Origin of the sequence: Micrococcus endophyticus (assembly GCF_014205115.1) — a bacterium.
GTDB classification, from domain to species: Bacteria; Actinomycetota; Actinomycetes; order Actinomycetales; family Micrococcaceae; genus Micrococcus; species Micrococcus endophyticus.
This window is the reverse complement of record NZ_JACHMW010000001.1, coordinates 697,097-720,054: the sequence shown is the minus strand read 5'-3', so window position 1 is coordinate 720,054 and position 22,958 is coordinate 697,097. Positions and strand designations below refer to the sequence as shown.

At 74.3% G+C, this 22,958-nt stretch carries 22 protein-coding genes; 6 read left to right on the top strand and 16 right to left on the bottom strand.

All coding sequences use genetic code 11. The annotated features are described in order from the left end of the window. Nucleotides 1–159: 159 nt before the first annotated feature. Both erpA and HDA33_RS03225 read right to left on the bottom strand, forming a co-directional pair. Nucleotides 160–552, bottom strand: coding sequence for an iron-sulfur cluster insertion protein ErpA (gene erpA / locus HDA33_RS03230; RefSeq protein ID WP_017488331.1), 393 nt, complete (start codon nucleotides 550–552; stop codon nucleotides 160–162). 133 nt (nucleotides 553–685) lie between these two features. After that, nucleotides 686–2,089, bottom strand: a complete 1,404-nt coding sequence (locus HDA33_RS03225; protein WP_158492828.1) for a dipeptidase — start codon at nucleotides 2,087–2,089, stop codon at nucleotides 686–688. Nucleotides 2,090–2,160: 71 nt separating this feature from the next. On the opposite strand from HDA33_RS03225, the gene HDA33_RS03220 reads away from it, so the two are divergent. Further along, nucleotides 2,161–2,784 carry a DUF3043 domain-containing protein gene (locus HDA33_RS03220; protein WP_184170867.1) on the top strand — a complete coding sequence of 208 codons (624 nt, stop codon included), beginning with the start codon at nucleotides 2,161–2,163 and terminating at the stop codon, nucleotides 2,782–2,784. Between the two features lie 85 nt (nucleotides 2,785–2,869). Here the strand turns inward: HDA33_RS03220 and HDA33_RS03215 are convergent, their stop codons facing one another. Continuing rightward, nucleotides 2,870–3,997 (bottom strand): quinone-dependent dihydroorotate dehydrogenase, encoded by a 1,128-nt coding sequence (locus HDA33_RS03215; protein WP_184170864.1) that lies wholly within the window; start codon nucleotides 3,995–3,997, stop codon nucleotides 2,870–2,872. A gap of 57 nt (nucleotides 3,998–4,054) precedes the next feature. Here HDA33_RS03215 and HDA33_RS03210 point away from each other — a divergent pair, with 57 nt between their 5' ends. Next, nucleotides 4,055–5,167, top strand: a complete 1,113-nt coding sequence (locus tag HDA33_RS03210; RefSeq protein ID WP_184170861.1) for an alpha/beta hydrolase — start codon at nucleotides 4,055–4,057, stop codon at nucleotides 5,165–5,167. Here HDA33_RS03210 and HDA33_RS03205 read toward each other — a convergent pair. The 10 genes from HDA33_RS03205 to hrcA all read right to left on the bottom strand — a co-directional run bounded on the left by HDA33_RS03205 (nucleotide 5,107) and on the right by hrcA (nucleotide 15,755). Beyond that, nucleotides 5,107–5,970, bottom strand: coding sequence for an isoprenyl transferase (locus tag HDA33_RS03205; RefSeq protein WP_184170858.1), 864 nt, complete (start codon nucleotides 5,968–5,970; stop codon nucleotides 5,107–5,109). The two genes, HDA33_RS03210 and HDA33_RS03205, sit on opposite strands and share 61 nt — an antisense overlap. After that, nucleotides 5,967–6,788, bottom strand: coding sequence for a DNA repair protein RecO (gene recO, locus HDA33_RS03200; protein WP_184170856.1), 822 nt, complete (start codon nucleotides 6,786–6,788; stop codon nucleotides 5,967–5,969). Before recO ends, HDA33_RS03205 begins: the two co-directional genes overlap by 4 nt. Continuing rightward, on the bottom strand, nucleotides 6,785–8,518 hold the full coding sequence (gene leuA / locus HDA33_RS03195) for a 2-isopropylmalate synthase (RefSeq protein ID WP_184170853.1): 1,734 nt from the start codon (nucleotides 8,516–8,518) through the stop codon (nucleotides 6,785–6,787). Before leuA ends, recO begins: the two co-directional genes overlap by 4 nt. A 297-nt stretch (nucleotides 8,519–8,815) precedes the next feature. Next, nucleotides 8,816–9,781: a GTPase Era gene (gene era, locus HDA33_RS03190; protein ID WP_184170850.1), complete on the bottom strand. Its 966-nt coding sequence runs from the start codon at nucleotides 9,779–9,781 to the stop codon at nucleotides 8,816–8,818. A gap of 62 nt (nucleotides 9,782–9,843) precedes the next feature. Further along, nucleotides 9,844–11,172, bottom strand: a complete 1,329-nt coding sequence (locus HDA33_RS03185) for a hemolysin family protein (RefSeq protein ID WP_184170847.1) — start codon at nucleotides 11,170–11,172, stop codon at nucleotides 9,844–9,846. A 10-nt stretch (nucleotides 11,173–11,182) separates the two neighbouring features. Then, complete coding sequence (gene ybeY, locus HDA33_RS03180) at nucleotides 11,183–11,656, bottom strand: rRNA maturation RNase YbeY (RefSeq protein WP_184170844.1); 474 nt, start codon at nucleotides 11,654–11,656, stop codon at nucleotides 11,183–11,185. Further along, the gene (locus tag HDA33_RS03175; RefSeq protein ID WP_234404065.1) at nucleotides 11,646–12,677 is read right to left on the bottom strand and encodes a PhoH family protein; all 1,032 of its coding nucleotides are present in this window, start codon (nucleotides 12,675–12,677) and stop codon (nucleotides 11,646–11,648) included. Before HDA33_RS03175 ends, ybeY begins: the two co-directional genes overlap by 11 nt. 80 nt (nucleotides 12,678–12,757) lie before the next feature. After that, complete coding sequence (locus HDA33_RS03170; protein WP_184170838.1) at nucleotides 12,758–13,522, bottom strand: 16S rRNA (uracil(1498)-N(3))-methyltransferase; 765 nt, start codon at nucleotides 13,520–13,522, stop codon at nucleotides 12,758–12,760. Further along, nucleotides 13,519–14,652, bottom strand: coding sequence for a molecular chaperone DnaJ (gene dnaJ / locus HDA33_RS03165; protein WP_184170835.1), 1,134 nt, complete (start codon nucleotides 14,650–14,652; stop codon nucleotides 13,519–13,521). The genes HDA33_RS03170 and dnaJ overlap by 4 nt, the downstream gene beginning before the upstream one ends. An 89-nt stretch (nucleotides 14,653–14,741) precedes the next feature. Further along, a complete protein-coding gene (hrcA, locus tag HDA33_RS03160; RefSeq protein ID WP_184170832.1) occupies nucleotides 14,742–15,755 on the bottom strand; it encodes a heat-inducible transcriptional repressor HrcA in 1,014 nt (337 codons plus the stop codon). Nucleotides 15,756–15,923: 168 nt separating this feature from the next. Here hrcA and HDA33_RS03155 point away from each other — a divergent pair, with 168 nt between their 5' ends. Beyond that, on the top strand, nucleotides 15,924–16,784 hold the full coding sequence (locus HDA33_RS03155; RefSeq protein ID WP_158494556.1) for a DUF3097 domain-containing protein: 861 nt from the start codon (nucleotides 15,924–15,926) through the stop codon (nucleotides 16,782–16,784). 104 nt (nucleotides 16,785–16,888) lie between these two features. Beyond that, the gene (locus tag HDA33_RS03150) at nucleotides 16,889–17,308 is read left to right on the top strand and encodes a DUF4870 domain-containing protein (RefSeq protein WP_158494555.1); all 420 of its coding nucleotides are present in this window, start codon (nucleotides 16,889–16,891) and stop codon (nucleotides 17,306–17,308) included. Between the two features lie 75 nt (nucleotides 17,309–17,383). Here HDA33_RS03150 and hemW read toward each other — a convergent pair whose 3' ends face one another. After that, nucleotides 17,384–18,661, bottom strand: a complete 1,278-nt coding sequence (gene hemW / locus HDA33_RS03145) for a radical SAM family heme chaperone HemW (protein WP_158494554.1) — start codon at nucleotides 18,659–18,661, stop codon at nucleotides 17,384–17,386. Then, nucleotides 18,662–20,521, bottom strand: a complete 1,860-nt coding sequence (lepA, locus tag HDA33_RS03140) for a translation elongation factor 4 (RefSeq protein WP_017489171.1) — start codon at nucleotides 20,519–20,521, stop codon at nucleotides 18,662–18,664. Between the two features lie 113 nt (nucleotides 20,522–20,634). Here lepA and HDA33_RS03135 point away from each other — a divergent pair, with 113 nt between their 5' ends. Continuing rightward, a complete protein-coding gene (locus tag HDA33_RS03135; protein WP_184170829.1) occupies nucleotides 20,635–21,321 on the top strand; it encodes a type II toxin-antitoxin system PemK/MazF family toxin in 687 nt (228 codons plus the stop codon). A 281-nt stretch (nucleotides 21,322–21,602) separates the two neighbouring features. Further along, nucleotides 21,603–21,869: a 30S ribosomal protein S20 gene (gene rpsT / locus HDA33_RS03130; RefSeq protein ID WP_002854699.1), complete on the top strand. Its 267-nt coding sequence runs from the start codon at nucleotides 21,603–21,605 to the stop codon at nucleotides 21,867–21,869. A 65-nt stretch (nucleotides 21,870–21,934) separates the two neighbouring features. Here rpsT and holA read toward each other — a convergent pair whose 3' ends face one another. Then, entirely contained in the window at nucleotides 21,935–22,954 is a 1,020-nt protein-coding gene (gene holA, locus HDA33_RS03125; RefSeq protein ID WP_184170826.1) for a DNA polymerase III subunit delta, read from the bottom strand. Between the last annotated feature and the right edge of the window lie 4 nt (nucleotides 22,955–22,958).

Below are 22,958 nucleotides of genomic sequence, written 5' to 3'. Positions count from 1 at the left end.
TTCGCCGCACCGTGACACGTCAGGATCGTGTCTGGGAGTCGGGTCCGAGCCTCCTGGACGCGCCGGCGGGGCCTGCTCCCCCGGGCACGACGACGGCGGGCCGGCCTGGGGCCGACCCGCCGGGTCGCCTCACGGGCGGGGCGGATGCGCCCCCGCGCGTCAGTGGAAGGAGTCGCCGCAGGCGCAGGAGCCGACGGCGTTGGGGTTGTCGATCGTGAAGCCCTGCTTCGAGATGGTGTCCTCGAAGTCGATGGTGGCGCCCATGAGGTAGGGCACGCTCATCTTGTCGACGATCACCTGGACGCCGTCGTAGTCGCGCACGGTGTCCCCGTCGAGCACGCGCTCGTCGAAGTAGAGCTGGTAGATGAGGCCGGAGCAGCCGCCAGGCTGCACGGCCACGCGCAGGCGCAGGTCGGTGCGGCCCTCCTGCTCGAGCAGCGAGCGCACCTTGCCGGCCGCGACGTCGGTCAGCTCGACCTCGTGCGGGGGCAGGCCCTCGGCATCCTGGGTGGCGCCGATCTCGACGCCGGTCTCGTCCGCGGACAGAGCCATCGTGACCTCCTTGAGGATCAGGGGGGGCGCGCCGGCGGGCCGGGCCCGTCGCGCGCGGTGTCGTCTGCTCAACACTATCCCCGCGGCGGCCATTCCCGGCCCGCGCGCGAGGTCGCGGCGGGCCGGGTCCGTCTCAGCCGGCGAGGCGGGCGAGCCAGAGGGCCTCGGCGACGACGGCGCGCCGGAAGTCCTCGATGTGCAGGGACTCGTTGGCCGAGTGGGCGCGCGAGTCCGGGTCCTCCACGCCGGTGATGAGGATGGTGGCGTCCGGGAATACCTCGGCGAGGTCCGCGGTGAACGGGATGGATCCGCCCATGCCGGCCTCCTTGGGGGCCACGCCCCACGCGTCCCCGAGGGCGCCCATCATGGCGGCGGCGAGCGGGTCCGAGGTGTCGGTGTCGAACGGCTGCCCGAACTCCCCCGCCTCCACGGTGATCTCGGCGCCGAGCACGGCCGCGGACTGCGCCTCGAGGTGGGCCTTGAGCGCCTCGAACGCCTCGGCCGGGTCCATCCCGGGGCCCAGGCGGAGCGAGAACTTGGCGCGGGCCTGCGGCTGGATGGTGTTCGAGGACTCCGCGACGGAGGGCACGTCGATGCCGATCACGCTCAGCGCCGGGGCGTTCCAGAGCCGGTCGGCCACGGGGCCGCGCCCGGCGAGGGTGACCGAGTCCAGGACGCCGGCGTCGGCGCGGAAGACGTCCTCCGGGTAGTCCAGGCTCGCGGAGCGCCGCGGCTCGAGGCCGGGGACGGCCACGGCGCCGTCGGCGTCGTGCAGGGTGGCGATGAGACGCGAGAGCAGGACGACGGCATCCAGCACGGGGCCGCCGAACATGCCGGAGTGCACGGCGTGGTCGAGCACGCGCACGGTCACGGTGCCGTCCACGAGCCCGCGCAGGGAGGTGGTGAGCGCCGGCTCCCCCACGGCCCAGTTCGAGGAGTCGGCGACGACGATGGCGTCGGCCTCCAGTCGGGCGCGGTGGTTCTCGAGGAAGGTGCGGAAGGTCGGGGAGCCGGCCTCCTCCTCGCCCTCGATGAACACGCGCACGCCGACGCCGGCGTCGGGCAGCACGTCCTTCAGGGCGGCCAGGGCCGCGAGGTGGACCATGATGCCCGCCTTGTCGTCGGCGGCGCCGCGGCCGTAGAGGCGGCCGCCCTTCTCGGTGGCCACGAGGGGCTCGGTGTCCCACAGCGCCTCGTCACCGATGGGCTGCACGTCGTGATGGGCGTACAACAAGACGGTGGGCTTGTCGGACGCGCCGGGCTTCTCGCCGATGACCGCTGGGCCGCCGGGGCGTCCGTCCTCACGGGTCTCCGTCACGATCTCCACGCCCTGCAGGCCGGCCTGGCGCAGCAGGGCCGCGACGGCCTCGGACGAGCGCTCGAGCTGGGCGCGGTCGGCGGAGTCCCACGCGATGCCCGGGATCGCCACCAGGTCGGTCAGGGTCTGCAGGGTCTGGGGGAAGCGGGCGTCGACGGCGTCGCGCACGGCCGCCACGAGGGCGGCGTCGTCCCGCACGGGGGGTGTGGTCTCAGTCATGCCCGCCAGCCTAGACGTCCGGACCCGCCCCCTCCCGGCCCCGCGCCTCGCGGCCCGACTAGACTGGGCGGGTGTTCAAGCGAGACAAGACCCCCGAGACCGCGCCCGCCCCCTCGACCCACGGCTCCACCGCCGTCCGCGCCGACGGCCCCGCCGCGGACCCGGAGGCGCCCCGCGACCGGGCACAGGGCAAGCAGGGCCCCACCCCCCGCCGCCGCGACCAGGAGGCGGCGCGCCGCCGCACGATGGTCCCCGAGGACCGCAAGGCGGCCCGCAAGGCCGCGCGCGAGGCGGCCGCCCGGGACCGCATGCGCCAGCGCGTGGCCCTCGAGACCGGCGACGAGCGCGGCCTGCCCCTGCGCGACCGCGGCCCCCAGAAGCGCTGGGTGCGCGACTACGTGGACGCCCGCACCGGCATCGGCGAGTGGCTCATGCCCGTGGTCTTCGCCTACGTGCTGCTGATGTTCCTCCCCGGCCGGGAGGTCCAGCTGTTCCTCATGATCAGCCTCTACGCGCTCGTCGCGCTCGTGGTGATCGAGAGCCTCATCGTGGCCCGCCGCATCAAGAAGGGCCTCACGGAGCGCTTCGGGGAGCCCGAGTCGGGCACCGGCTTCTACGGCGTGATGCGCGCCCTGCAGTTCCGCCGCCTGCGCCTGCCCAAGCCCCAGGTCAAGCGCGGCCAGTTCCCCGCCTGAGCCCCGCCCGTCCGCCGGGCGACTCTGCGATGAGGCCCGGACCCGCAGGGGTCCGGGCCTCATCGCATGCGGGTGCGTGCCGCGGTCAGCCGCGCAGCGTGCGCGCCAGGCCGGCGGAGATGCGCCCGGCCCAGAACGGACCCTCGTAGAGGAAGGCCGTGTACCCCTGGACGAGGTCCGCGCCGGCGTCCAGCCGGGCCTGGACGTCGTCGGCGTCGGTCACGCCGCCCACGCTGATCACGGCGGTGCCGGCGGGCAGGGCCGCCCGCAGCTCCCGCAACACCTCCGTCGAACGCTCCTTCAGGGGCGCGCCGGAGAGGCCGCCGGCGCCCAGGGCGTCGACGTCGGCGCGGGGCGTGGCCAGACCCTCCCGGGAGATCGTGGTGTTGGTGGCGATCACCCCGTCGAGCCCGAGGCGCTCGGCCAGGGCGGCGACGGCGCGCACGTCCTCGTCCGTGAGGTCCGGGGCGATCTTCACGGTCAGGGGCACCCGGCGTCCGGTCACCACGCGGTCCGCCTCCTCGCGGACGGCGGTGAGGATCGGCTCGAGGGCGTCGATCTCCTGGAGCTGGCGCAGGCCGGGCGTGTTGGGCGAGGACACGTTCACCGTGAGGTAGTCCGCGTGCGGAGCGAGCAGCCGCGTGGAGGCGCGGTAGTCCTCGGCCGCGTCCTCGAGCGCGACGACCTTGGTCTTGCCGATGTTCACGCCGAGCACGGGGCGCACGGCGCCGAAGCGGCGCTCCAAGACGGCGCGCGTGCGCGCCAGGCGGGGGGCCACCGCGGCGGCGCCGTCGTTGTTGAAGCCCATCCGGTTCACCAGGGCGCGGTCCTCCACCAGGCGGAACAGGCGCGGCTGCGGGTTGCCCGGCTGTGCCTGGGCGGTGATGGTGCCGACCTCGATGTGGCCGAAGCCCAGGTCCGCCAGGGCGGCGGTCCCCCGCCCCTCCTTGTCGAAGCCGGCGGCGAGGCCGAACGGCGTGGGGAACCGCAGCCCCATGACGGTGCGGGCCAGCAGCGGGTCCGGGCGGAAGGCCGCGCGCAGGGCCGCCGAGGCGCCCGTGCGCTCGGCGAGCCGGATCGCGTCGAAGCCGCGGTGGTGCGCCTGTTCGGCGTCCATGCCGCCGAACACGGCGCGGAAGAAGGGCGGGTAGAGGCGGGGGGCACGGGAGGTGAGCACGCCGTCGACGGCGGCCTTGGGATCGGGCAGCTGCATGGGCCCATCCTCCCACGCGCGTGCCCGGGGTCACGGTGCGCTCCTAGAGTGGGACGCATGTCCATCGTGCCGGCCGAGCAGCCCATCCCCGCCGACAAGTCGGAGCCGAGCCGGCCCCCCGAGGGCGGGCCCACCGACGAGGACACCCGCCCGCTGCTGCACGACCCCCCGGGCCTGGGCTGGGTGGAGGACGGGATGGCCGGTTTCGAGCGCCTCACCCTCGGCCTCGACACGGACGAACAAGGCCAGAACCTTGTCACAGTGGTGCGGCCGCAGGCCACGGGCCCGCGGGACCGGACCCGGCGCGCCATCCTCTCCGTCCACGGCTGGAGCGACTACTTCTACAACGCGCCCCTGGCGCGCGCGTTCGAGGAGGCCGGCTACGCCTTCCACGCCGTGGACCTGCGCCACTACGGCCGCTCGCTGCGCGAGGGGCAGACCCCCGGCTGGACGGACGACCTCGCCCGCTACGACGCCGACCTCGAGGCAGCCCTGGCCACGATCGCCGAGGACCATCCCCTGCCGCCCGTGCTCATGGGCCACTCCACGGGCGGCCTCATCGCCTCCCTGTGGGCGCACCGCAATCCGGGCCGGATCTCCGCCCTCGTGCTGAACAGCCCCTGGCTGGAGATGCAGGGCAGCGCGGGCGTGCGGCTGCTGGCCAAGACGATCGTGGACCCGGTCTCCGCCCTCAAGCCGTACGCGATGCTCACCCTGCCCCGCATCGACTACTACTGGCGCACCCTCTCCGACCAGGCCGAGGGCGAGTGGGACCTGCATCCGCTGTGGCGGCCCACCCACGCCTTCCAGGTGCCCGCGGCCTGGCTCAGCGCCGTCCTCAAGGGGCACCGCACGGTGGCCCGGCGCCTGCAGGTCAACGCCCCGATCCTCGTGCTGGTCTCCGCGCGCGGCCACCGCGGCACCTCCTACGACGAGGCGATGCTCGCCTCGGACATCGTGCTGGACCCGGACGCCATGGCCCGCAGGTCCCTGCGGCTGGGCGATCGGGTCACGGTCCACCGGCTCCCCGACGCCCTGCACGACGTGTTCGCCTCCCCCGCGTCGGTGCGCGAGGCGGCCGGCGCCGCGACGCTCACGTGGCTGGGAGCCTACGCGCCGCCGTCGGCGTCCGAGGCCGAGTCCGGCGCGCCGGACGACGGCGCCGGCTGAGGGGTGTCCACGGCCCCGCCGTACCGGCGGTCCCGCCGGGCGTAGGTCTCGATGGCCTCCCAGAGCGTGCGGCGGTCCACGTCCGGCCACAGCACGTCGAGGAAGAGCAGCTCCGCGTAGGCGGACTGCCAGAGCAGGTAGTTGGACAGGCGCTGCTCCCCCGAGGTCCGCAGGAACAGGTCCACGTCCGGGACGACGTCGACGTCCTGGCCGGCGCGGAAGCCGCGGTCCAGGTAGCGCGTGATGACGTCCTCGGTGATGTCCGACGGCCGCATCCGCCCGGCCCGGACCTCCTCGGCGAGGGCCTGCACGCCGTCCTGGATCTCCGCGCGGCTGCCGTAGTTCACGCACATGTGCAGCGTGGTGCCGGTGTTGTACCGCGTGAGCTCCTCGGCCTCCTGCAGCTCGCGGATCACGGGGGTCCACAGCCGCGGGGCGCGCCCGTTCCAGCGGATGCGCACGTTCCACGAGTGCAGGGTGTCCCGCTGGCGGCGCAGCACGTCCCGGGAGAAGCCCATCAGGAAGCGCACCTCCTCGGCGGAGCGTCGCCAGTTCTCCGTGGAGAACGCGTACGCGGACACGTGCCCCACGCCCAGCTCCACGGCGCCGGCGACGACGTCCAGCAGCGCCGCCTCGCCGGCCCGGTGGCCCTCGGTGCGGGGCAGACCGCGCTGGTTGGCCCAGCGCCCGTTGCCGTCCATCACGATCGCCACGTGTCGGGGGACGAACCGCGGGTCGATCCGGGGGGCGACCGCACCGGAGGGGTGCGGCGGCGGGGACTGCGGGGCACGGTCGGCGCTCATGGTCTCCTCTCGACGCGCGGGGCGGGGAGGCCGAGGTCCTGGTCCAGGACGGACAGGGACACCAGGCGCCGCTCGGCGTGGAACTGCAGGTACGCGGCCACGATACCGGCCGCCTCCCGCCGGGCGGCGGCGTCGGAGGCGTCCGCGGTCGCCCAGTCCCCCGCGGCGAGGGCGGCGAGCAGGGCGAGGGTCTGCGGGGCGGGGTGGGCGGCGCCGGGCGGGCGGCACTCGGGGCACACCGCCCCGCCGAGCGCCACGTGCACCGCCGAATGCGGGCCCGGGGCACCGCAGCGGGCGCACCGGTCGAAGGTCGGCGCCCAGCCGGCCTGGGCCAGGGTGCGCAGCAGGAAGGAGTGCAGGATCAGCCGCGGGTCGTGCCGGCGGCGGGCCAGGGCGGCCAGGGCCCCGTGGAGCAGGCGGTACTGGGCGCGGCGGCCGGCCTCGTCCACCGCCGGGATGCGCTCGACGGCCTCGGCCAGCGCCCCGGCGACCGCGTACGCGTCGTAGTCCGCGGCGAGCATCGTGGCGTAGGGGTGCAGCAGCTGCGCCTGGGTGACGGTGAGCAGCTCCCCCCGCCCGCGCGCGAGCTGCAGCGTGGTGTGCATGAACGGCTCCACCGTGGAGCCCAGCCGGGAGGACGTCTTGCGCACGCCCTTGGCCACGGCCCGCACGAGCCCGTGCTCGGGGGTGAGGGCCTCGACGATCCGGTCGGCCTCCCCCAGCCGATGGGTGCGCAGCACGATGGCCTCGGTGCGAAACGAGTTCGCCGCGTAGCCGCCGTGCCGCGCACCCCGCCGGGAGGGGCCGGATCCGCTCACGCGCGCACGGCGCGGTTCACCGCGGAGACCACGGCCTTCAGGGAGGCGGTGGTGGTGTTGTGGTCCAGGCCCACGCCCCAGAGCACGCGGTCGCCGACGGCGGCCTCCACGTAGGCGGCGGCCATGGCGGCGCCGCCCTCGGACAGGGCGTGCTCGGTGTAGTCGAGCACCCGGACGTCCATGTCGTCCTCGCCCAGCATGCGCAGGAATGCGTCGATGGGGCCGTTGCCCTGCGCGGTGCGCGTCTGGGTGACGCCGTCGACCTCGAGCTCGGCCTCCATGCGGAACGCGCCGTCCTCGCCGGAGGCGGAGGTGACGGAGCGCAGCCGGTAGCGGCCCCACTGCTCGTCCTTGGCCTCCGCCGGCAGGTACTCGTCCTGGAACGCGGTCCACAGGTCGGCGCCGGAGACCTCGCCGCCCTGGGCGTCGGCCATCTCCTGGATGGCGTGGGAGAACTCGATCTGCGCGCGGCGCGGCAGGTCCAGGTTGTGCTCGGACTTGAGCAGGTAGGCCACGCCGCCCTTGCCGGACTGCGAGTTCACGCGGATCACGGCCTCGTAGGAGCGGCCGATGTCCTTCGGGTCGATGGGCAGGTACGGCACCGCCCAGTCGATCTCGTCCACGGTCTTGCCCGCGGCCTTCGCGTCGGCCTCCATGGCCTCGAAGCCCTTCTTGATGGCGTCCTGATGGGAGCCGGAGAAGGCGGTGAACACGAGGTCGCCGCCCCAGGGCGAGCGCTCGGGCACGGGGAGCTGGTTGCAGTACTCCACGGTGCGCTTGATGTGGTCCATGTCCGAGAAGTCGATCATGGGGTCGATGCCCTGGGAGAACAGGTTCATGCCCAGGGTCACCAGGTCCACGTTGCCGGTGCGCTCGCCGTTGCCGAACAGGCAGCCCTCGATGCGGTCGGCGCCGGCCAGGTAGCCGAGCTCGGCGGCGGCCACGCCGGTGCCGCGGTCGTTGTGCGGGTGCAGGGACAGGATCAGCGAGTCCCGGTGCTCCAGGTTGCGGTGCATCCACTCGATCGAGTCGGCGTAGACGTTGGGGGTGGCCATCTCGACGGTGGCCGGCAGGTTCAGGATCATCTTGCGGTCCGTGGAGGCCTCCAGCACCTGGGCGACCTCGTCCGAGATGCGGCGGGCGAACTCCAGCTCGGTGCCGGTGTAGGACTCGGGCGAGTACTCGTAGGTGATCTGCGTGCCCTTGAGCTGCTCCTCGAACTTCTTCACGAGGCGCGCGCCGGAGGTGGCGATGTCCACGATGCCGTCCTCGTCCTGGCGGAAGACGACGCGGCGCTGCAGCACGGACGTGGAGTTGTACAAGTGCACGATGGCCCGGTCGGCGCCCTCGAGGGACTCGAAGGTGCGCTCGATCAGGTGCTCGCGGGACTGGGTGAGGACCTGGATGGTCACGTCGTCCGGGATGTGGTCGCCCTCGATGAGCTGGCGGACGAAGTCGTAGTCGGTCTGCGAGGCGGAGGGGAAGCCCACCTCGATCTCCTTGAAGCCCATCCCCACGAGCAGCTGGAACATGCGCAGCTTGCGCTCGGGGCCCATCGGGTCGATGAGGGCCTGGTTGCCGTCGCGCAGATCCACGGCGCACCACAGGGGCGCCTTCTCGATGACCTTGTCCGGCCAGGTGCGGTCCGGCAGCGAGACCTGGATCTGGTCCTGGTACGGGACGTACTTGTGGACCTTCATCCCGGACGGCTTCTGCAGATGGGCGCTCATGCGTGTTCTCCCTCGACGTGCGCGCTCGATGCGCGCGAACGGTGGATGGTCGGGTGCCGGGCCGGAGGGACGGCTGCTCCGCACGGGGCGTCCGGTCCGGTGGGAGGCGTCCTGCCTCCGCTCGCGCTCAGGCGGCGACGATCGCGGCCTGGCACGGGGACCCCGTGCGGCCGGGAAGTAGCAGGCGGGCCGCGTGCGGCGCCGTCGGGTGGGGGCGACGGGACATGTGCCCGACCCTAGCACCGGGCCCCGGCCCGCCTCAGGCCTGCGCGCCCGTGTGACGCTCGACGACGGCCGTCAGAACCCGAGGCGGCCGAGCTGCTTCGGGTCGCGCTGCCACTCCTTGGCGACCTTGACCCGCAGGTCCAGGTGCACCTTGGTGCCGAGCATCCTCTCGATGCCGGCGCGGGCCCGGACGCCGATCTCGCGCAGGCGGGAGCCGCCCTTGCCGATGATGATGCCCTTCTGGCTGTCGCGCTCCACGAAGAGGTTGGCCCACACGTCCATCAGGGGACGGTCGTCGGGACGTCCCTCGCGCAGCGCCATCTCCTCGACCACCACAGCCACCGAGTGGGGCAGCTCGTCGCGGACGCCTTCGAGGGCGGCCTCGCGGATGAGCTCGGCGATCATGACGGCCTCGGGCTCGTCGGTGAGCTCGCCGTCCGGGTACAGCGGCGGGCCCTCGGGGAGCAGGCCGCGCAGCACCTCCAGGACGTCGTCCACCTGGCGGCCGGCCACGGCGGAGACCGGCACGACGGCCGCGAAGCCCTCGCCGCCGTTCTCCGGACCGAGGACCTCCTCTCCGAGCGCGGTCACGGCGAGCAGCTGCGCCATGAGCTGCTCGGGGCCGACCTTGTCGGTCTTGGTCACGACGGCCACCACGGGGGTGCGGTGCAGGTGGGCGAGCTGCTGGGCGATGAACCGGTCGCCGGGGCCGATCGCCTCGTCCGCGGGCAGGCAGAAGCCCACCGCGTCCACCTCGCCGAGGGTCTCGGCCACGAGGTCGTTGAGGCGCTGGCCCAGCAGCGTGCGGGGCCGGTGCAGGCCGGGGGTGTCCACGAGGACGAGCTGGAAGTCCTCGCGGTGCACGATTCCGCGGATGGTGTGGCGCGTGGTCTGGGGCTTGGAGGAGGTGATGGCCACCTTCTCCCCCACGAGCGCGTTGGTGAGGGTGGACTTGCCCGCGTTGGGGCGTCCGACGAGCGAGACGAAGCCGGAGCGGTGTCCGTCCGCGGCGCGGGCCGGGTCGACGAGGTCGGTCATGGGGGTCATCCTTCGCGGGGCGGGACGGCGGGCGGGGTCGGTCGGTGCGCGTCGGCGCGGGGTCAGGCCACGGTCTCCGCGGCGGAGGAGCCGTGCGGCTCCTCGTCGCGGCGGCGCAGCCGGGCGGGGCGGTCCGGGGTCTCGGAGACGCGGAGGCGGGCGACGCGGTTGCGGCGGGGCTCGAGCGTGTCGGCGAGCAGCTCGAGGCCCTGCACCACCACGCGGGAGCCCTGGATCGGCACGCGGCCGAGCTCCTTGGCGAGCAGGCCGCCGACGGTGTCGACGTCGTCGTCCTCGTCCTCCTCCTCGGGGAGCTCGAACTCCTCGCGGAAGTGGTGGAGGCCCATCCGGGCGTCCACGGAGTACACGCCGGGCTCGATCATCTCGACCTCGGCGCGGTCGGGCAGGTCGTCCTCGTCGTAGATCTCGCCGACGATCTCCTCGATGAGGTCCTCGAGCGTGACGAGGCCGGCGGTGCCGCCGTACTCGTCCACCACCACGGCCACGTGCGTGGACTCGCGCTGCAGCTCCTGCAGGAGGGCGGCCACGGACTTGGACTCGGGGACGAAGCGCACATCGCGCATGGCCGCGGTGACCGGGCCGGACTGCGCCGCGCCGTCCTGGTGCAGCGCGCGGGTGACGTCCTTGAGGTGCAGCATGCCGCGGATGTCGTCGGCGTCCTCGCCGATCACGGGGATGCGGGAGTTGCCGGAGCGCAGGAACAGGGCCATGGCCTGGCCGAGGGTGTGGTCCGCGTCGATGGTGACGACGTCGGTGCGCGGCACCATCACGGAGCGGACGATGGTGTCGTTCATGGAGAACACGGACTGGATGAGCTCGGCCTCGGAGTCGGCGAGCACGTCCGCGTCGTGGGCGCGGGCGACGACCTCGCGCAGGTGGCGCTCCTGGAAGTCGTCCTCCTCCTCGAGCTCGTCCTCGCGGCGGCGCCGGTCCCGGCCGAGGCGGTCGGCCAGCGGGCCCAGGGCCCTGCGCAGGCCCCACACGAGCCCGCCGAGGCGGCGGGCCACGGCGGCCTCGTTGCGCGAGCCGAACGGCCGCGGGCTCCACACGCCCAGCAGCGCGGCCACGCCCACGAGGACGGCGGCGGCGATGAGCACGGCGAGCCAGGTGTTGTCCACGACGGCGTCCGCAGCCGCGGTGAGGCACACGGCGGACAGCGCCTCGGCCACGAACCGCCACACGCGCAGCGCGCCCAGGTGGCTGTCCCGCTCGGCGGTGACGTCCAGGACCCGGGAGCCGGGGCGGCGGCGGACGATGTCCTCCGCGTCCCGGCGGGAGAGGTAGGTGAAGGCCGACTCGGCCAGGGAGAGCGTCCACACCAGCGCGAGGAAGACGAGGAACAGTGCGAAGAGCACGGCGGGGGTGAGCATGGCGGGGCGGTCAGTCCTCGATGGTGGGGGCCGGGGCCGGCCTGCCGAGCACCTCGGAGACGAGGCGGTCCTGCAGGGCGAACATCTCCAGCCGGTCGGCGTCGTCCATGTGGTCGTAGCCCAGCAGGTGCAGCATGCCGTGGGTGAGCAGCAGCATCAGCTCGTCGTCACGGCTGTGGCCGCCGCGGGCGGCCTGCTCGGCGGCCACCTCGGGGCAGAGCACGACGTCGCCGAGCATCCCCTCCGCGGGGGCCTCGGCGGTGCCGGGGGTGAGCTCGTCCATGGGCAGGCTCATCACGTCGGTGGGCCCGGGCAGGTCCATCCACTCCTCGTGGAGCTCGGCCATGCGGGCGGCGGCCACCACGGTGACCGCGGTCTCGGTGCGCTCGTGGACGTGCAGGGAGGCGTAGACGTGCCGTGCCATGCGCAGCAGCTCGTCCTCGGGGACCTCGATCCCCGACTCGTTCAGGATCTCAACGGCCACGGTGGCCCCTTCCTCCGCGCGGGGCGGGCTCGGCGCCGCGGGCGGCGTCGTAGGCGTCCACGATGGCGCTGACCAGGGAGTGGCGGACCACGTCCGAGGAGTCGAAGCGCACCATCTCCAGGCCCTCGATCCCCTCGAGGACCTCCACCGCCTGGGACAGGCCGGAGCGGGTGCCGCGCGGCAGGTCCACCTGAGAGGTGTCCCCGGTGACCACCATGCGCGCGCCGAAGCCGAGGCGGGTGAGGAACATCTTCATCTGCTCGCCGGTGGTGTTCTGGGCCTCGTCGAGGATGACGAAGGCGTCGTTGAGCGTGCGCCCGCGCATGTAGGCGAGCGGGGCGACCTCGATGGTGCCGGCCTCCATGAGCCGCGGGATGGACTCGGGCTCGATCATGTCGTGCAGCGCGTCGTAGAGCGGGCGCAGGTAGGGGTCGATCTTCTCGCTGAGCCCGCCGGGCAGGAAGCCGAGCCGCTCGCCGGCCTCGACCGCCGGGCGGGTGAGGATGATCCGGTTGACCTCCTTGGCCTGGAGGGCCTGCACGGCCTTGGCCATGGCCAGGTAGGTCTTGCCGGTGCCGGCGGGGCCGATGCCGAAGACCACGGTGGAGCGGTCGATGGCCTCCACGTAGTCCTGCTGGTGGAGGGTCTTGGCCCGGATGCGGCGGCCGCGCCCGGAGAGGATCGAGTCCAGGTGCAGCTGACCGGCGCCGCGGCCGGCGGCGGCCCCGCGCACGTGGGTGACGACCTGCTCCATCACCTCGGGGGTGACGGCCTGGTCCCGGCGGGCGATCGAGCGCAGGTCCTCGACGACGCGGCGCACCGAGGCGACGTCCGGCACGGGGCCGGCCATCTCCAGCCGCTGGTCGCGCACCGTCAGGTCCACCGCGGGGAACACGCCGCCGAGGATCCGCAGGAGGGCGTCCTGCGGGCCGAGGGTGCGGACCATGAGGTCGGCGGACTCGAACGAGACGCCCTCGTGGGCGGAGGCGGGCGGCGTCAGGGGGGTGGCGGGGACGGTCACGATGGGTCGGATCACCTCGGGGTGTCGGGGACGGAATGCCGGGTCCAGTCTAGGCGTGGTGGCGCCGGACGCGCCGGGTCTCACCAGCGGCCGAGCCGGTGGGCCAGCACGGCGAGGGCCGCCGGGCCGGCCGTGGAGGCGCGCAGCACGTGGGGACCGAGGCGGACCGGCACCGCGCCGGCGGCGGTGCAGGCCTCCAGCTCGGCGGGGCCGACGCCGCCCTCGGGGCCCACGACGACGGCGATCTCCCCCGCCTCGCGCAGCCGCTCGACGGGCACCTCGGACAGCCCCCGCTCCGCGTCCTCGTGGAGGACGAGGACGAGCCGGGCGCCGTCGTCGGGCGCGGAGGCCAGGCCGGCCACGCCGGTCCCGGAGACGTGGCCGCGGACCTCGGGGACGCGGGCGCGGCGGGCCTGCTTGGCGGCCGCGCGCGCCGTGTCCGCCCACTTCTGCCGCGCCTTCTCGGCCTTGGAGCCCTTCCAGCGCACGATGGAGCGCTCGGCCTCCCACGGCACCACGGCGTCCACGCCGAGCTCGACGGCGGCCTGGACGGCCATGAGGTCCCGGTCGCCCTTGGCCAGGGCCTGCACGAGCACGAGGGCCGGGACGGCGGCGGGCTCCTCGTCGACCGCGTCCAGGCGCACCGTCACCGCGTCGGGGGCGGCGGCGAGCACGGTGCCGTGGCCGCGGACCCCGGAGCCGTCCGCGAGCAGGACCGACTCCCCCGGCGCGAGCCGCATCGAGGCGGCCGCGTGCCGAGCCTCGGGGCCGCCGAAGGAGACCTCGGCGCCCGGCGCCGCGCCGGTCAGCGCGCCCGGCTCGAGGTGGAACAGGGGCGCGGTCACAGGTTCCTCAGGTTCTCCCGCAGCCGGGCGAACATGCCGCGGGCCGGGGGCGTGCCGTGCACGACCTCCTCGCCGCGCAGCTCGGCCAGGCGCTCGAGCAGCTCGCGCTGCTCGTCGTCGAGGTCGGTCGGCGTGGTGACGACGACGTCCACCTTGAGGTCGCCGCGGCCCTGCCCGCGCAGCCGCCCCACGCCGAGGCCGGCGAGAGTCTCGACGTGGCCGGACTGCACGCCCGGCTCGAGGCGGACGGTCTGCTCGCCGTCGAGGGTCGCCAGGGTGACCGTGGTGCCGAGGGCGGCCGCGGCCATGGGCACGGTGACCGTGGTGGCCAGGTGGTCGCCCTCGCGGCGGAACGTCTCGTGCGGGCGCACAGCGATCTCCACGTAGAGGTCGCCGTTCGGGCCGCCGCCGGGGCCGGCCTCGCCGCGGCCGGCGAGGTGGATGCGGGTGCCGTCGTCCACGCCGGCGGGGATGCGCAGGGTGAGCGGGGTGCGGGTGCGCACGCGGCCCTGGCCGGCGCACTCGTGGCAGGGGTCGGGGATGACGGTGCCGAACCCCTGGCAGGCGGGGCAGGCCTCCGTGGCCATCACGGTGCCCAGCAGGGAGCGCATGGGGCGCTGGATCATGCCGTGGCCCTGGCAGGTCTGGCAGGTCTCGGGCTCGGTGCCGGGCTCGCAGCACGAGCCCTCGCAGCGCTCGCAGCGCACGGCCGTGTCCAGGGTGATGGTCTGCTCGCCGCCGAACACGGCGTCCTCGAGATCGATCGGGGCGGTCACGAGCGCGTCCTGGCCCCGGCGCGCGCGGCTGGCCGGACCGCCGCGGCCGCCCTGGCCGGCGGCGTTCATGAACGTCTCGAAGATGTCGGCGAAGCCGCCGAAGCCCCCGCCCCCGCCGAACCCGCCGGGGAAGCCGGACTGGCCGTTCTCGTTGCCGGTGGTGTCGTAGGCGCGACGGCGGCCCTCGTCCGAGAGGACCTCGTAGGCGTGGGAGATGCGCTTGAACTGCTCGGCGGACTCCGGGTCCGGGTTCACGTCCGGGTGGTGGGTGCGGGCGAGCTTGCGGTAGGCCCGGCGGATCTCCTCGGTGCTGGCGTCGCGGCTGACGCCGAGGGTCGCGTAGTGGTCGGTCACGGTGGGGTCTTCCTCTCAGGACGAGCGGGACGTGCAGGGGGTGCGGGCTCGGGCTCGGGCCCGGCGGGCGGGACGCGGCGGGGCGCCCCTCAGGTGGTCAGGATGCGGGAGAGATACCGGGCGATGGCGCGGACGGCGGCCATGGTGCCCGGGTAGTCCATCCGGGTGGGGCCGACGACGCCGACCTTGGCCACGGCGCCGGGTCCGTAGGCGGCGGCCACCACCGAGGTGTCCGCGAGGGATCCGGCGTTCTCGGAGCCGATGCGCACGGACACCCCGTGCGCGTCGTGCTCCATCTCCGTGAGCAGGCGCAGCAGCACCACCTGCTCTTCGAGCGCCTCGAGGATGGGCCCGATGGACGCGCCGAAGTCCCCGGTGGAGCGGGCCAGGTTCGCGGTGCCGGCCATCACGATCCGGTCCTGGCGGCCGGCCTCGAGCAGCGCGTGCACGGCCCCGGCCACCAGGGCCGCGGCCTCGCGGTGCTCGGGGCGCATGCGGACCACCGCGGCGTCCACCACGGCGGCGGCCTGGGCGGGGCCCAGGCCGAGCACGGCCTCCAGCAGCAGCCCGCGCAGCACGGCGAGGTCCGCCTCGGGCAGGGGCGTCTCCAGCACCACGTGGCGCTGGTCCACGCGCCCGGTGGAGAGGATGAGCACCACGAGCACGCGGGCCGGGGTCAGCGGGACGAGCTCGAGGTGGCGCACCGTGGAGCCGTCCTCGTGGGGGAACTGCGCCACCGCGACCTGCTGGGTCAGCTGCGCCAGCAGGCGCACCGTGGTCTCCATCATGTGCTCGGTGTCGGTGGAGGGGTCCAGCAGGGTGCGCACGGCCCGGCGCTCGGCCGGGGAGAGCGGCTTGACCTCGGAGAGCCGGTCCACGAACACGCGGTACCCCTTGTCCGTGGGGACCCGTCCGGCCGAGGTGTGCGGGGCCACGATGAGCCCCTCCTCCTCGAGGGCGGCCATGTCGTTGCGCACGGTGGCCGAGGACACGCCGAGGGCGTGCCGCTCCACCAGGGCCTTGGAGCCCACGGGCTCACGGCGGGCCACGTACTCCTCCACGATCGCCTGGAGCACCTGGAGGCGGCGGGGCTGCTCCGTCATCTCGGTCCTCCTCTGTCTTCGCGGTCCCGGCCGGGCGCCGGCGGCTCACGACTGGCACTCCGGCCAGTCAAGTGCTGATCCTATCGCCCGGTCCACGCCGGGCGCCCGCGTCCCGGAGGCGGCTTCGCTCACGGTGATCGCCCCGGCCCGTTGCTACCGTGCTCTCCCATGGACTGGAGCAGCTGGGGCCCCGCGGGCCACGAGGAGATGACGCGGCGTCCCGGGCGCCCCGCGCGGGACGTGCCCGCCGCGCCGGGCACCGTGGTGGAGGACGTGGCCTCCGGGTTCACCGGCGCCGTGATCCGCGTGGAGCGCGCCGGCGGCGTGCACACGGTGGTGCTGGAGGACCGCCGGGGCGTGCGCCGGGGCTTCCCCCTCGGCGGCGGCTTCTGGATCGACGGCGAGCCCGTCACCCTGGTCCCCCACGTCGCCTCCGCCCCGCGCCCGCCCGCCCGCACCGCCTCCGGCTCCCGCCGGGTCGAGGGCGTCCGGGCCCGCACCGCACGCGCCTCCCGCATCTGGGTCGAGGGCGTGCACGACGCCGAGCTGGTGGAGAAGGTCTGGGGCGAGGACCTGCGCCTGGAGGGGATCGTCGTCGAGCCCCTGCACGGCGTCGACGACCTCGCCGGCGCGATCGCCGCCTTCGACCCCGGACCCCGACGTCGGCTGGGCATCCTCGTGGACCACCTCGTCCCCGGCTCCAAGGAGGAGCGTATCGCCGCCGAGGCCATGCGCGTGCCCGGCGCCGCCGGCAACGTGCTCATCCTCGGCCACCCCTACGTGGACGTGTGGCAGGTCATCAAGCCGGCCGTCCTGGGCATCCCGACCTGGCCCGTGGTCCCCAAGGGCCAGGACTGGAAGACCGGCGTGCTCCAGGGCCTCGGCTGGCCCCACGGCACGAAGGAGGCCACGGGCCTGGGCTGGAAGCGGCTGCTGTCCCACGTGGGCAGCTACGCCGACCTCGAGCCCTCGCTGCTGGGCCGGGTGGAGGAGCTCATCGACTTCCTCACCGCCGAGCCGGAGCGCTGAGCGGCCCCCGGCTCCCGCGCCCGGTCCGGGCGCCACGCTATGCTGACCCATGCCCCGAGCCCGGCCCACGCGGACCGGGCCACGCGACCGATCAGGAGCCCCTCGTGAACCCCAGCGCGCAGCCCGACGCCGGCCGCCCCGGCCACGAGCCGCCCGCCTGGCTGGCCTCCGCCGGCGGCCGGGCCACCCCGCTCACGGCCAAACAGGACCGGGACCGCGCGGCCCTGGCCCACCTGAGCCTCGCGTTCGGCGTCCTCGGCCCGCTCGTGGTGTGGCTGCTCTACCGGGACCGCGGGCCGTTCACCTCCCAGGAGTCCAAGGAGGCCCTGAACTTCTCCGGGCCGCCGACCCTGATCACCACGCTGTTCTTCTTCCTCGCGCTGCTGCCCGTGATCGGCGCGATCTTCGCGATCCTCGGCGCGCTCTCCTGGGCCGTCATGGCCGTGTACGGCGTCATGGGCGCCTCGAACGTGTCCAAGGGCCGGCCCTTCCGCTACCCGTTCAACCTGCGCATCCTGCGCTGACCTCCGGCCCGCGCCGCGCGAACGCGGCGACGCTCGGGCCCCCGGGTGGGGTCGGGCCGAGCGGGGTCCCGCCGCTCAGAACCCGGCCAGCGCGCGCACGATCGCGTCGTTGCGCAGCCGGCCCTGCAGCGTGGGCACCAGCCGCCCGGCCAGCGCCGCGCGGCCGTCCAGCAGCCCCGCGGCGATCAGCTCGGCCGTGACCCGGCGGACACGCTCGCCGTCGCCGGGCTCGTCCGAGACCGCCTCCGCGGCCGGCAGCCCCTCCGAGGTCCGCGCCGCCAGCATGATCCGCTCGAGCCGGCGCGCCGCGGCGTCGGGCTGCTCCCGCCCCACGGCGGGCGTCACCCCGGTGGCCAGGCGCTGCGCGTAGGCGGCGGGGTGCTTGGCGTTCCAGAAGCGGACGCCGGCCACGTGCGAGTGCGCGCCGGGGCCGATCCCCCACCAGTCCTGGTCCTCCCAGTAGGCCACGTTGTGCCGGGCCCGGTGGACGCCGGCGCCCTCCGGGTCGTGCGCCCAGTTGGAGACCTCGTACCAGCGGAACCCCGCCGCGCCCAGGACCTCCTCGGCGAGCAGGTACTTGTCCGCCTGGTCGTCCGGGTCCACGTCCGCGACCTCGCCGCGGGCCACCTGGGCGCCGAGCTTCGTGCCCTCCTCCACGATCAGCGAGTACGCGCTCACGTGGTCGGGGGCCAGCTCGACGGCGGCGTGCAGGGTGTCCCGCCAGTCCTGCAGGGACTCTCCCGCGGTGCCGTAGATCAGGTCCAGGGACACCTCGAGCCCTGCGTCGCGGGCCGCGGCGACGGCGGCCGGCACGGACTCGGGGCGGTGGGTGCGCTCCAGCGTGGCCAGCACGTGAGGCGCCGCCGACTGCATGCCCAGGGACAGGCGCGTGAAGCCGCCCGCGGCGAGCTCCCGGGCGTACTCCGGGGTGACGGTGTCCGGGTTGGCCTCGGTGGTCACCTCGGCCCCGGGGACGATCCCGAACCGCTCCACGGCCTCGCGCAGGATCCGCACGAGGTCCGCCGCGGGCAGCAGCGTGGGCGTGCCGCCGCCGAAGAACACCGTGTGCAGCGGGCGGGCCGGCACGGCCGACGCCTCGAGGGCGCGCTGCGCGAAGCCCAGCTCCGCCACGGCGGACTCCCAGTAGTCGCCGCGGCCGGCGCCGGGGCCGAGGTCCACGGCCGTGTACGTGTTGAAGTCGCAGTAGCCGCACCGCACGGTGCAGAAGGGCACGTGGACGTACAGGCTGAAGGTGCGCGCCGCGCCGTCCTCGGCCGCGCGCACCCGCTCGCCGACGGCGGCCGGCAGCCGGCCGTCGTCGGGCACGGGCGCGCCCAGGGGCAGGGCGGGCACTTACTTCTTCGCGGCCGAGTCGGCGCCGGCGCCGTCGGAGGACAGGGCGGCGATGAACGCCTCCTGGGGCACCTCCACGCGGCCGACCATCTTCATGCGCTTCTTGCCCTCCTTCTGCTTCTCGAGCAGCTTGCGCTTGCGGGAGATGTCACCGCCGTAGCACTTGGAGAGCACGTCCTTGCGGATCGCGCGGATGTTCTCGCGGGCGATGACGCGCGAGCCGATGGCGGCCTGGATCGGCACCTCGAACTGCTGGCGCGGGATGAGCTCCTTGAGCTTGCCCGTCATCATCACGCCGTAGGAGTAGGCGTTGTCCTTGTGGGTGATCGAGGAGAAGGCGTCCACCTGCTCGCCCTGCAGGAGGATGTCCACCTTGACGAGGTCCGCCACCTGGTCGCCGTCGGCCTTCCAGTCCAGCGAGGCGTAGCCCTTGGTGCGGGACTTGAGCTGGTCGAAGAAGTCGAACACGATCTCCGCGAGCGGGATCCAGTAGCGGATCTCCACGCGCTCCTCGGAGAGGTAGTCCATGCCGCGCAGGTTGCCGCGCTTGGCCTGGCACAGCTCCATGACGGCACCGATGAACTCGGCGGGCACGATGATCGTGGCCGAGGCCATGGGCTCGCGCACCTCGTGGATCTTGCCCTCGGGGAACTCGGAGGGGTTGGTCACGGTGACCACCTCGCGGTCCTCCCGGGTGACCTCGTAGACCACGTTGGGGGCGGTGGAGATCAGGTCCAGGTTGAACTCGCGCTCGAGGCGTTCGCGCACGATCTCCAGGTGCAGCAGGCCCAGGAAGCCCACGCGGAACCCGAAGCCGAGCGCCACGGAGGTCTCGGGCTCGTAGACCAGCGCGGCGTCGTTGAGCTTGAGCTTGTCCAGGGCGTCACGCAGCACGGGGTAGTCCGAGCCGTCGATCGGGTACAGGCCGGAGAACACCATCGGCTTGGGGTCCTCGTAGCCGCCGAGCTCCTCCGCCGCCGGCTTGGCGTGGTTGGTGACCGTGTCGCCCACCTTCGACTGGCGCACGTCCTTCACGCCGGTGATGAGGTAGCCCACCTCGCCCACGGCCAGGCCCTTCGTGGGCGTCGGCTCCGGGGAGGACACGCCGATCTCGAGGAGCTCGTGGGTGGCGCCCGTGGACATCATGCGGATCTTCTCGCGCGGGGAGAGCCGGCCGTCCACCACGCGGACGTAGGTGACCACGCCGCGGTAGGTGTCGTACACCGAGTCGAAGATCATGGCGCGCGCCGGGGCGTCCGCCTCGCCCTCGGGGGCGGGGATGGACCGGACCACACGGTCCAGCAGGTCCTCGACGCCGACGCCCGTCTTGCCGGACACGCGCAGCACGTCCTCGGGCTCGCAGCCGATCAGGGTCGCCAGCTCGGCCGCGTAGCGGTCCGGATCCGCGGCGGGCAGGTCGATCTTGTTGAGCACGGGGATGATCTCCAGCTCGTGCTCCATGGCGAGGTAGAGGTTCGCCAGCGTCTGCGCCTCGATGCCCTGTGCGGCGTCCACGAGGAGGATGGCGCCCTCGCACGCGGCGAGCGAGCGGGAGACCTCGTAGGTGAAGTCCACGTGGCCGGGCGTGTCGATCATGTTCAGCGCGTAGTCCACGCCGTCCAGCTCCCACGGCATGCGCACGGCCTGCGACTTGATGGTGATGCCGCGCTCGCGCTCGATGTCCATGCGGTCCAGGTACTGGGCCTTCATGTCCCGCGGCTGCACCACGCCGGTGGCCTGCAGCATGCGGTCGGCCAGCGTGGACTTGCCGTGGTCGATGTGGGCGATGATGCAGAAGTTGCGGATCACCGAGGGCTCGGTGGCAGCGGGCACCGGGGGGTTCGACGCCAGGGGCGACACGGGCACTTCCTCTACGGGTGAAGGGATCAGGACTCTGACCGCCTAGTCTCTCATGGCCCCGACGGGGCCCGGCCCCGCGCCGTGGGCCCCGCGCGTCCACTAGATTCCCCTGCATGGCCTTCGACCTGAACCGCGCCCTCGCCCTCGGCCGCCGGGCGATCCGCCTGATCGGCTCCCTCCGCGACGACGACGCCCGCCGCTCCTGGACCGGCGACGCCGGCGGGCGGGGCTCCGGCGCCGCCCCGTTCCCCGGTCCTCCCGGCCCCGCCGGCCGCGCGTGGGACCCGAAGAAGCCGACCGACTCCTGGCCTTTCCCCGACCGGGGCCACGACGGCCGGCCCCGGGGCGGGCAGGACCGGACGCGGCCGGCGTCGGGCGCCACGGACCCGCAGGGCCGCGCCCTGCTGGCGGACTTCACCGGCATGGGCCGCGTGGAGTACGCGCCCGTGCCCGGCCCGGCGGCCGGTCCCGGCGAGGTCGTGTGGACCTGGGTGCCGTACGAGGAGATGGACGGCCGCGGCAAGGACCGGCCCGTGCTGCTCGTGGGCCGCGACGGGGACCTGCTGCTGGGCCTGATGCTGACCAGCCGCGACCGCAACAACGCCCGCGTGCGCGACGAGGACTACGTGGACGTGGGCTCCGGCCCGTGGGACCGCGCCGGCCGCCCGTCCGAGGCCAAGCTGGACCGCGTGCTGCGCGTGGACCCCGCCGCGGTGCGCCGCGAGGGCGGCGTGCTGGACCTGGCTGCCTTCGAGCGGGTCGGCGACGCGCTGGCCCGCGCCCAGGGCTGGCGCCGCTGATCCGGGCGCTGGCCCGCTGCGCTCCCGTTGCCCCCGCCGTCCCCGCGGCGACGGGTCCGGCCCTCCCGGCCGACACGGGGCCCGCCCGGTGACCGCGTGCCCGGCGACGCGGTGGTAGGATCGTGCGCATTGTGTCCGCCGGTCGACGGGCACCCCCGGAACGGGTCATCATCGGTGTTCCCCACGCCGCTCAGTCCACGGATCCGGGCACCCTCCACGACCCCCCTGTTCATGCGGCGCACGGACGTCTCGTCCGCGCCGCCGACGACGAAGGACCCGATTTGGCTAACATCAAGTCCCAGAAGAAGCGCATCCTCACCAACGAGAAGGCGCGCCAGCGCAACGTCGCGGTGAAGTCCGAGCTGAAGACCGCCATCCGCGCCGTGGACAAGGCCGTCGCCGCCGGCGAGGCCGAGGCCGCCGCCGCCGCCCTGCGCACCGCCTCCCGCAAGCTGGACAAGGCCGCCTCCAAGGGCGTCATCCACAAGAACCAGGCCGCGAACCGCAAGTCCGGCATCGCCGCCCGCGTGAAGGCCCTCCTCGGCTGATCCACGCCGCACGGCTGTGACCGCGGCCCCCGCTCCGATCGCTCGGAGCGGGGGCCGCGTCGCGTTCAGCGGCTGACGGCGGTGGCGACGCGGATGACCGCGCGCTCGACGGCAAACTCGGGGTTGCGGGAGGCGCCCTTGGCCTCGGCGTCGGCCTGGGCGATCCACTCCATGGCCTGCGCGATGCCGGCGGGCGTCCAGTGGCGGGCGGCCTGCTGGATGTAGCGCACCTGGAAAGGGGCGACGCCCAGCAGCGCCGCCAGCTCTCCCGCCGGGCGGTGGGCGTCGATCATCCGGGCCACCTGCCGCGCCTTGAGGGCGAGGGCCGCGGTGACCATCACGGGGTGCACCCCGGTGGCCATCGCGTGCCGCACGAGGGAGACGGCTCGGGCGGCGTGTCCCTCCAGGGCGGCATCGGCGACGGCGAAGCTCGTGGCCTCGACCCGGCCGCCGTAGTAGGTGTCCACCATGGCGGCGGTGACGGTGCCCTCGGTGTCGTCCACGAGCTGGGCGCACGCCGCGGCCAGCTCGGTGAGGGAGGCGCCGGTGGCGCGCAGCAGGGCGCGGGCGGCGTCCTCCTCGATCCGCCGGCGGCGGTCCCGGAACTCGGCCAGGACGAAGGCGAGGCGCTCCTCGTCCTTCTTCAGAGGCACGCAGTCCACCACGGTGCCCGCCTTCGCGACGGCGTCCAGCAGCCGCTTGCCCCGGCTGCCGCCGGCGTGGCGCAGCACGAGCGTGACGTCGTCGGCCCCGGGGCCCTGCTGCACCAGGCGCAGGGCGTCCTCGAGGAACGCGTCGTTCATGGACTCCAGCCCGTCCACCTTGATGAGGGTGGGCTCGGCGAACAGCGAGGGGCTCGCGGCGGTGGCCAGCTGGCCGGCCTGGTACTCCCCCGCGCGCAGGCTGTGGACCTCGAGCTCGCCGTGGCGCTCGCGCAGCGCGGCGGTGACCTTGTCCGTGACCCAGCGGGCGGCGTGGTCCTCGGGGCCCTTCAGCAGCATGAGCGGGGCGGGCTCGGCCTTCCGCCAGGCCAGGGGGTCGACGCGGCCGGCTCGGCCGGAACGGGGGCTGCGGGCGGCGGACATGCCC